Origin of the sequence: Oerskovia sp. NPDC056781 (genome assembly GCF_042789955.1) — a bacterium.
In the GTDB taxonomy this organism is placed as follows: Bacteria; Actinomycetota; Actinomycetes; order Actinomycetales; family Cellulomonadaceae; genus Oerskovia; species Oerskovia rustica.
This window is the reverse complement of sequence record NZ_JBHUAD010000205.1, coordinates 1-7,295: the sequence shown is the minus strand read 5'-3', so window position 1 is coordinate 7,295 and position 7,295 is coordinate 1. Positions and strand designations below refer to the sequence as shown.

Annotated in this window: 4 protein-coding genes and 1 pseudogene; 3 read left to right on the top strand and 2 right to left on the bottom strand. The window is 74.6% G+C overall.

Annotated elements, in window-relative coordinates; all coding sequences use genetic code 11:
• Positions 1 to 48 precede the first annotated feature (48 nt).
• Both ACFRCR_RS15080 and ACFRCR_RS15075 read right to left on the bottom strand, forming a co-directional pair.
• On the bottom strand, positions 49 to 2,343 hold the full coding sequence (locus ACFRCR_RS15080; protein ID WP_377678645.1) for a glycoside hydrolase family 3 N-terminal domain-containing protein: 2,295 nt from the start codon (positions 2,341 to 2,343) through the stop codon (positions 49 to 51).
• Positions 2,344 to 2,501: 158 nt separating this feature from the next.
• Positions 2,502 to 3,074, bottom strand: coding sequence for a TetR/AcrR family transcriptional regulator (locus ACFRCR_RS15075; protein WP_377678643.1), 573 nt, complete (start codon positions 3,072 to 3,074; stop codon positions 2,502 to 2,504).
• A gap of 73 nt (positions 3,075 to 3,147) precedes the next feature.
• Between ACFRCR_RS15075 and ACFRCR_RS15070 the strand changes: the two are divergent.
• The 3 genes and pseudogenes from ACFRCR_RS15070 to ACFRCR_RS15060 all read left to right on the top strand — a co-directional run.
• Positions 3,148 to 3,333, top strand: a pseudogene (locus ACFRCR_RS15070) (maltose acetyltransferase domain-containing protein); the annotation flags it as partial.
• Positions 3,334 to 3,561: 228 nt separating this feature from the next.
• On the top strand, positions 3,562 to 3,777 hold the full coding sequence (locus ACFRCR_RS15065) for a DapH/DapD/GlmU-related protein (protein WP_377678647.1): 216 nt from the start codon (positions 3,562 to 3,564) through the stop codon (positions 3,775 to 3,777).
• A 242-nt stretch (positions 3,778 to 4,019) separates the two neighbouring features.
• Positions 4,020 to 7,274 carry an ATP-binding protein gene (locus ACFRCR_RS15060; protein WP_377678641.1) on the top strand — a complete coding sequence of 1,085 codons (3,255 nt, stop codon included), beginning with the start codon at positions 4,020 to 4,022 and terminating at the stop codon, positions 7,272 to 7,274.
• Positions 7,275 to 7,295 lie beyond the last annotated feature (21 nt).

Genomic DNA, 7,295 nt, shown 5'->3' with positions numbered 1-7,295 from the left:
GTCGGGCCCTTCGTCACGTCCCGGTCGTGGTCGCCCGGAGCGCTCGGCTCAGCCCTTGACCGTGAAGCCGGCCACGAGCAGCGCCTCGTCACGCGAGGACGGGCCGACGCGCAGCTCGAACCCGCCGGGCTCGACGACACGGCGCCCCTGGGCGTCGACGAGCGTGCAGTCCGCGACGGCGACGTCGAGGTCGACCACGACCGACTCGCCCGGCGCGAGGTCGACCTGCCGGTACGCCTTGAGCTCCTTCTCGGCCCACGTGACCGACGTGACCGTGTCGCGCACGTACACCTGGACGGTCTCCCGGGCCGGTCGCGCGCCCGTGTTGGTGAGCGTGACCTGCGCGTGCACGGTGTCGTCGAGACCGAGCACGTCGTCGCGGACCGTCAGCGCCGAGTAATCCACGTTCGTGTAGCTCAGCCCCTCGCCGAAAGCGAAGGGTGCGCGCTGGGTGAGGTCGGCGTAACGGGTCCCGTGCTGGCCGGGGAGCTGGTTGTAGTAGACGGGGAGCTGTCCGACATGCTCCGCGAAGGACAGGGGCAGGCGGCCGGAGGGCTCGACCAGGCCGAGCACGAGCTCCGCGACCGCGCGCCCCCCGCGCATGCCGGGGTTGGCGGCCCACACGATCGCGGCCGCGTCGCGTGCCGAGGGCGGCAGGACGAGCGGCTTGGAGGCGACGACCACGACGACCAGCGGGGTGCCGGTCTCCGCGAGGGCGTCGAGGAGCGCGACCTGGGCGCCCACGAGGTCGAGCGTCGCGGTGGACCGGCCCTCGCCCACGAGCTCGATCCGGTCCCCGACGACGGCCACGACGTAGTCGGCGTCGCGCGCGGCGGCGACCGCCTCGGCGATCATGGCCGTGTCGGGCTCGGCGGGCAGCACGACCTGGGGGCGCGGCTGCCCGTCGGGGAAGAAGGCGCCCTCGGGGTCCGGGACGAGCGTGAGGATGTCGGCGCCGCGCGCGTGCGTGACCTCCCAGCCGGCGGGGACGTGGTTCCGGAAGCCGTCGAGGACGGTCTGGGTCATCTCGCGCGGGTGGCCGTCGGGCAGCCAGTCGACCTGGCCGGACGCCCCGGCCCAGTCGCCCTGCTGGGTGTGCGGGTCGTCGGCGTTGGGGCCGACGACCGCGATCCGCCGGGTCGGGGTCTCGGCGCTCGGGGCGACCGCCCGGCCGTCCGGTCCCGCGACGAGGGCGTCGCCGAGGGGGAGGGTGCCGTCGTTCGTGAGCAGCACGAGCGAGCGGCGCGCGACCTCGAGGTTCAGGTCGGCGTGCTCGGACGAGCCGACGACCTGGGCCTGGCGCTCGGCGTCTGGGCGACGAGGGTTCTCGAACAGGCCGAGCTCGAACTTGAGCGTGAGGATACGGGCGACCGCCGCGTCGAGCCGTGCCTCGTCGAGCAGGCCCTGGCGCACGGCCTCCTGGGCTCCCTCGAAGAACTGGGGGGTGGTCATGACCATGTCGTTCCCGGCGCGTACCGCGGCGGCTGCGGCGTGGGTGTGGTCGGGCTGGATGTGCTGCTCCCAGACCATGCGGCCCACGTTGTCCCAGTCCGTGACGAGCGTGCCGGTGTAGCCCCACTCGCCGCGCAGCACGTCGCTGAGGAGCCACTCGTTGACCGTGATCGGCACGCCGTCCATCGACTGGTAGCCCAGCATGAAGGTCCGGCAGCCCTCCCGGGCGACGCGCTCGAACGGCGGGAGGAACCAGGAGCGCAGCTTGCGGCGCGAGATGTCGGCCTCGGTCGCGTCGCGCCCGCCCTGGGTCTCGGAATACCCGGCGAAGTGCTTGGCGGTCGCGAGGATCGCGGTGGGGTCGTCGAGCCCGTCGCCCTGGTAGCCCCGGACCATCGCGGACGCGAGCTCGCCGATGAGGAACGGGTCCTCGCCGAACGTCTCGCTCACGCGCCCCCAGCGCAGGTCGCGCGTGATGCACAGCACGGGGGAGAAGGTCCAGTGGATGCCCGTCGCGGCGACCTCGACCGCAGTGGCACGGGCCACACGCTCGAGGAGCTCGGGGCTCCAGGTCGCGGCCATGCCGAGCTGGGTCGGGTAGATCGTCGCGCCGTGCCAGAACGAGTGCCCGTGGATGCAGTCCTCGGCGATGAGGAGCGGGATCTGCAGGCGGCTGCGCTCGGTGAGCTCGTGCGCGAGCAGCGCGTTCTCGGGGGACGTGTGCAGGATCGAGCCGACGTGCACCTCGTTGACGAGCCGTTCGACGCCGTCGCCCGCGCTCAGCTGCATCATCTGGCCGACCTTCTCCGCGAGCGTCATGCGGCCGACGAGGTCGGCCACGCGTTCGGGCACCGGGAGGGTGGGGTCCTGGTAGGGGAGGCGGTCGGACATGGGGTGTCCTTTCGAGACGACGACGGTGGCGCGGGGCGCGGAGGTCCGGGGCCGTCCGCGGGCGGTTCGAGAAAACCATACACTGATAGGTAAATGGTCCGACGCGAAGGAGCGAGACGTTGAGGGTGCGCCGTGACAGCCCGTGGCCCAGGGCGCGCCTAGGGGCGCGCCAGGCCCAGCACGTCGTACAGCAGCGTGTCGAGAGGTCCGGCGAGGGTCGCCTCGTCGTCGACCATCCACTGGAGCTGCGCGCCGTCGGCGGTCGCGAGGATCAGGCGTGCGAGCGCGTCCGGGTCGAGGTGCGAAGGCAGCTCGCCGGCCTCCTGCCGTGCGACGACGTCCTCGCGCAGCGTGACCCGCAGGCCCGCGTACCGCTGGGCCAGCACCTCGTGGGCCGGGTGCTCCCGGTCGCGGGCCGCCGCCGTCAGGGACACGAAGAGCTCGACCAGCCCGGGGCGCTCGGCGTTGCCCCGGAGGTTCTCGGCGAGCGTGCGAGGGGCGTCGTGATGGATCGGGCGGCCCGTCTGGTCCCGGCGGAAGATCACCTGGGTCAGCAGGTCCTCGCGCGAGTCGAAGTAGTGCATGACCCCCGCGACCGTCAGACCGCAGCGCGCCGCGATCGTCCGCAGGCTCGTGCCGCGGTACCCCTCGTCCGCGAAGACCTCGAGCGCGACGTCGAGGATCTCCTCGCGCTTGAGCCGCCCCTTCGCGTACACCCCGTCCCTCGCCACCCGACGATCCTATGCGGGACGCGCGCTACCGACCGGTAGCGCGTGACGACCACCGACCGACCAGGAGACGACGATGACCACCGAGCAGTACCGCTCCGTCCGAGCACGCATGAACACGGGCGAGCCCTACGTGGACTTCGGGGACGGCCTCGAGCAGCTCGAGGCCGAGCGGGTCGCGGGCAAGGAGCTCGCGTACGACTTCAACCACTCCCGACCGGGCCAGGTCGCCGAGCGCGCCGCCCTCCTGGGCGAGCTGTTCGGGTCGATCGGCGAGGGTGTGTGGATCGAGCCGCCGCTGAGCGTGTCCTACGGGTCGCACGTGCACCTCGGTGACCACGTCTACGCCAACTTCGACCTGGTGCTCGTCGACGACGCCGACATCCACGTCGGCGACCGCGTCCTGTTCGCCCCGCACGTCACGATCGCCACGGCCGGTCACCCCCTCTCACCCGAGGCCCGTCGCGGCGGGACGCAGTTCTCGTTGCCCGTGCGCATCGAGGACGACGTCTGGATCGGGTCGAACGTCGTCGTCCTGCCCGGGGTCACGATCGGCGCGGGCTCGGTCATCGGCGCAGGCAGCGTCGTGACGCGCGACGTCCCCCCGCGCGTGCTCGCGGTCGGCTCGCCGTGCCGCGTGCTGCGCCCGGTCGACGACCAGGACCGGGCGGCGCTCGCCGCGGGGACACCGGTCGTCGGCGCCTGAGCGGTCCGGACCAGTCCTGTGAGAGGGGCCGACGGCGTCGCTCGCCGTCAGGCCCTCGCGTCCCCCCGGTGGCGCGGCCCGCGCGCACTAGAGTGGGGCGGGTGTCCTCGTCGGTCCCGCGCCCTCGCGCTCTCGTCCTCGGGCCGGTAGTCGTCGAAGGGCGCCACGGGGCCCCCGTCGCTCCCTCCAGCGCTCGCGCGAGAGCCCTGGTCGTCGCGCTCGTGCTCGCGCAAGGCCGGACCGTGAGCGCCTCGGCGCTGATCACGGACCTCTGGCCCGACGAGCAACCTGCCGACCCTCGCGCGGCGCTCCAGAGCCTCGTCTCCCGCACACGCGCCGTGCTGGCCGAGGGGGTGCTCGTCTCGGCCCCCGGCGGCTACGCGCTGCTCACCGAGAGCGACCTCGACGTCGCGCGCGAGCGCACCCGTGAGGCCGCGGTGGCGCTCGCGGCGGGAGATGCTCACAGTGCCGTCGAGTCGGCACGTGCGGCGCTCGACCTGTGGCGGGGCGAACCCGGCGACGACCTGCTCGACCTGGTCGGCGGTCCGGTCGGTGAGGAGCTCGTCGCGACGGCCGAGCGCCGCCGGGCCGAGGCAGAGCAGGCCCTTCTCGACGCCCTCCTCGCCGCGGGCGACCACCAGGCCGCCGTCGGGTGGGCCGAGCGGGCGGTCGAGCGCGCGCCGCTCGACGAGGACGCGCACCTCGCCCTCCTGCGCGCCTACGTGGGCAGCGGCCGCTCCGCCGACGCGCTGCGCACCTTCGGGGCCTTGCGCACCCGGCTCGCCGACGAGCTGGGCGCCGACCCTCGCGCCGACCTGGTCGCGCTCAACACGGGCATCCTGCAGGGCACCGCCACGACGACCGCGGCCGCTCCTGTCGTCGCCGGCAACGGGAGCGTCGCCGGCAACGGGAGCACCGACGCCGCAGCCCTCGTATCGTCGTCCCGCGCACCCCGCCGCGGGACGGTGCTCGGTCTGCGTGCGGCGCCCAACGCCCTGGTCGGGCGCGAGACCGACGTCGTCACGATCCTCGACCTGCTCGCGCGCTCCCGGCTCGTCACGGTGCTCGGGCCGGGCGGCATGGGCAAGACCCGGGTCGTCCAGGAGGTCGCGCGCCGCGCGAGCGCGACGACCCCGCTCGTCGCCGTCGTCGAGCTCGCGAGCGTGCGCACGGGCGAGGACATCGGCCTGGCCCTCACGTCGGCCCTGGAGATCCGGGACACCCGCGGTCTGCGCCTCGGGGACCAGGTCGCGCGCGCCGAGGTCCACGAGCTCGTCGCCGACCGCCTCGGGGAGACCGAGACCCTGCTCGTGCTCGACAACTGCGAGCACGTCGTGGACGAGGCCGCCGCGTGGGCCGCCGAGCTCCTCGCCGTGGCCCCCGGGCTCACGATCCTCACGACCAGCCGGTCGCCGCTCCAGGTCGGCAGCGAGCAGGTGCACCCCCTCGAACCGCTCGCGACGACCGGCCCCGTGGGTGGCGGAGCGGGGCCCGCCGTCGAGCTCTTCCGCGCCCGGGCGCTCGCGGCCCGGCCCGGCGCCGACCTGCCCGACGACGTCGTCGACCGGCTCTGCACCCACCTCGACGGTCTCCCGCTCGCGATCGAGCTGGCCGCGGCGCGCGTGCGCACGCTCTCCGTCCAGGAGATCGAGCGCCGGCTCGACGCCCGCTTCGCGCTGCTCACCACGGGCGAACGTAGTGCCCCCGCCCGCCACCGGACCCTGCACGCCGTCATCGACTGGAGCTGGAACCTCCTCACCGCACCCCAGCAGGAGCTCCTGCGCCGCCTGTCCCTGCTGCCCGACGGATTCGGCGTGCAGACCGCCCAGGCTGCGTCCGCCGTCGGGCTCGACGACGTCGAGGCGCTCGTCAACCAGTCCCTCCTGACCGTGACCGACGAGCCCCTGTGCCGCACCGCGCGCTACCGCATGCTCGAGACCGTGCGCGAGTTCGGCGCGCTCGCGCTCGACGAGGCCGGCGAGCGCGAGACCGCCCAGGAGGCGACCTACCGGTGGGCGGTCGACCTCGCACGCCGCGAGGTCGCACGCCTCGAAGGGCCGACGCAGGTCCCCGCGATGCTCGCCCTGCGGGTCGAGCAGGAGAACCTCCTGCACGTGCTGCGCACGGCGCTCGCGACCGACCGCGCCGACGTGGTCCTGCCCGTCTTCCACGCGCTCGGCCTGCACTGGTCCCTGCGCGGGGCGCACACCGAGGTGGTCGGGCTCGGCCGCGACGTGCTGCGGGTCGTCGCGGGCTGGCAGGGCAGGCTCGTGCGGGGCGCACCGGACGTCCCCGTCGAGCAGCTCACGCGCGAGGCGGGCATCGTGCTGTTCCTGCTCACGGCCTCGACGCCCAACGGGGACCCCGCCACCGGCGTCCGGGCCGCGGCGAGGTTGCGGCGCCTGCACCGCGACGCCGACATCGGCTCGCGCGCCGCCTCGCTCACCGACCTCCTGGCCGACGCGGGCGACCCGCTCGGCATGGGGCCGCGGCTGGCCGAGCTGCACACGTCCGCGGATCCGTTCGTCGCCCTCGTGGCCCACCTGCTCAGCGCGCAGCTCTCCGAGAACGCCGGACGCCTCGACGAGGCGATCGCGCAGGTCACGGTCGCGCACGGGTTCGCGACGCGCACCCAGGACACGTGGGGAGCCGCGACCTCGGCCCTCTTCCTCGCCCAGCTCGCGAGCGAGCAGGGCGACGCCTCGCGGGCGCTCGAGTGGGTGTCCACGGCCCGCGAGGGGCTCGGCCGGCTGCACGCGGACGAGGACCTGCGCCAGCTCGACTGGCTCGAGGCGACCAACCTTGCGCTCGTCGGGCGCGTCGCGGAGGCCGAACCGCTGTTCACCTCGCTCGTCGAGACCGACGACGACCCCGTGCCCTCCGGGATCGGGGGGAGCGCGCACGAGCTGCGCTCGATCGGGCACGCCGGTCTGGCCGAGATCGCCGTCGCGCGGGGAGACCACGCGCGCGCCCTGGCCGAGCTCGAGGCCGCCAACGCGGCGGTCGGGAGCGGGTCCGCACGCCGCTCGCCCTGGTACACGATGTTCGCGGCCGGGTGGTTGTCGACCATGCTGCTGCCTGCGCCCGGGACGTCGGGCCCGTGGGAGCCGGACCCGTTGCCCTCGGACCAGGCCGAACGGCTGGCCCGCGAGCTGCGGGTGCGGATGGTCGCCGGGCACCGCGCCGCACCCGGCATGGTCGACTACCCGGTCCTCGGCACGGCCGCGCTCGCGCTCGGGGCGTACCTGTGGTCCTGCCCGGGCCTCGACCGGGTCGACGACGGGCTCACCCTCCTCGAGCTCGCGCGCCGCATGGGGGCACGCCAGGACGTTCCCTCGCTCCGCACGCCCGCGCACGTCGCCTGGGCGCGCACCCTGCACGGCGACGCGCACGTGGACGAGGTGCGCGACGCCGTCGGGCAGCTGGGGCACGACGACCTGCCCGGCCGCGTCATGGAGATCCTGCGCGCCGGCCCCTGGACCCGGCCCGCCACATGACGGACGAGCGGTGCCCCGGCG

Coding starts and splice junctions, on each gene's coding strand:
- ACFRCR_RS15080 (WP_377678645.1), bottom strand. CDS start 2,343: ATGTCCGACCGCCTCCCCTACCAGGACCCCACCCTCCCGGTGCCCGAA.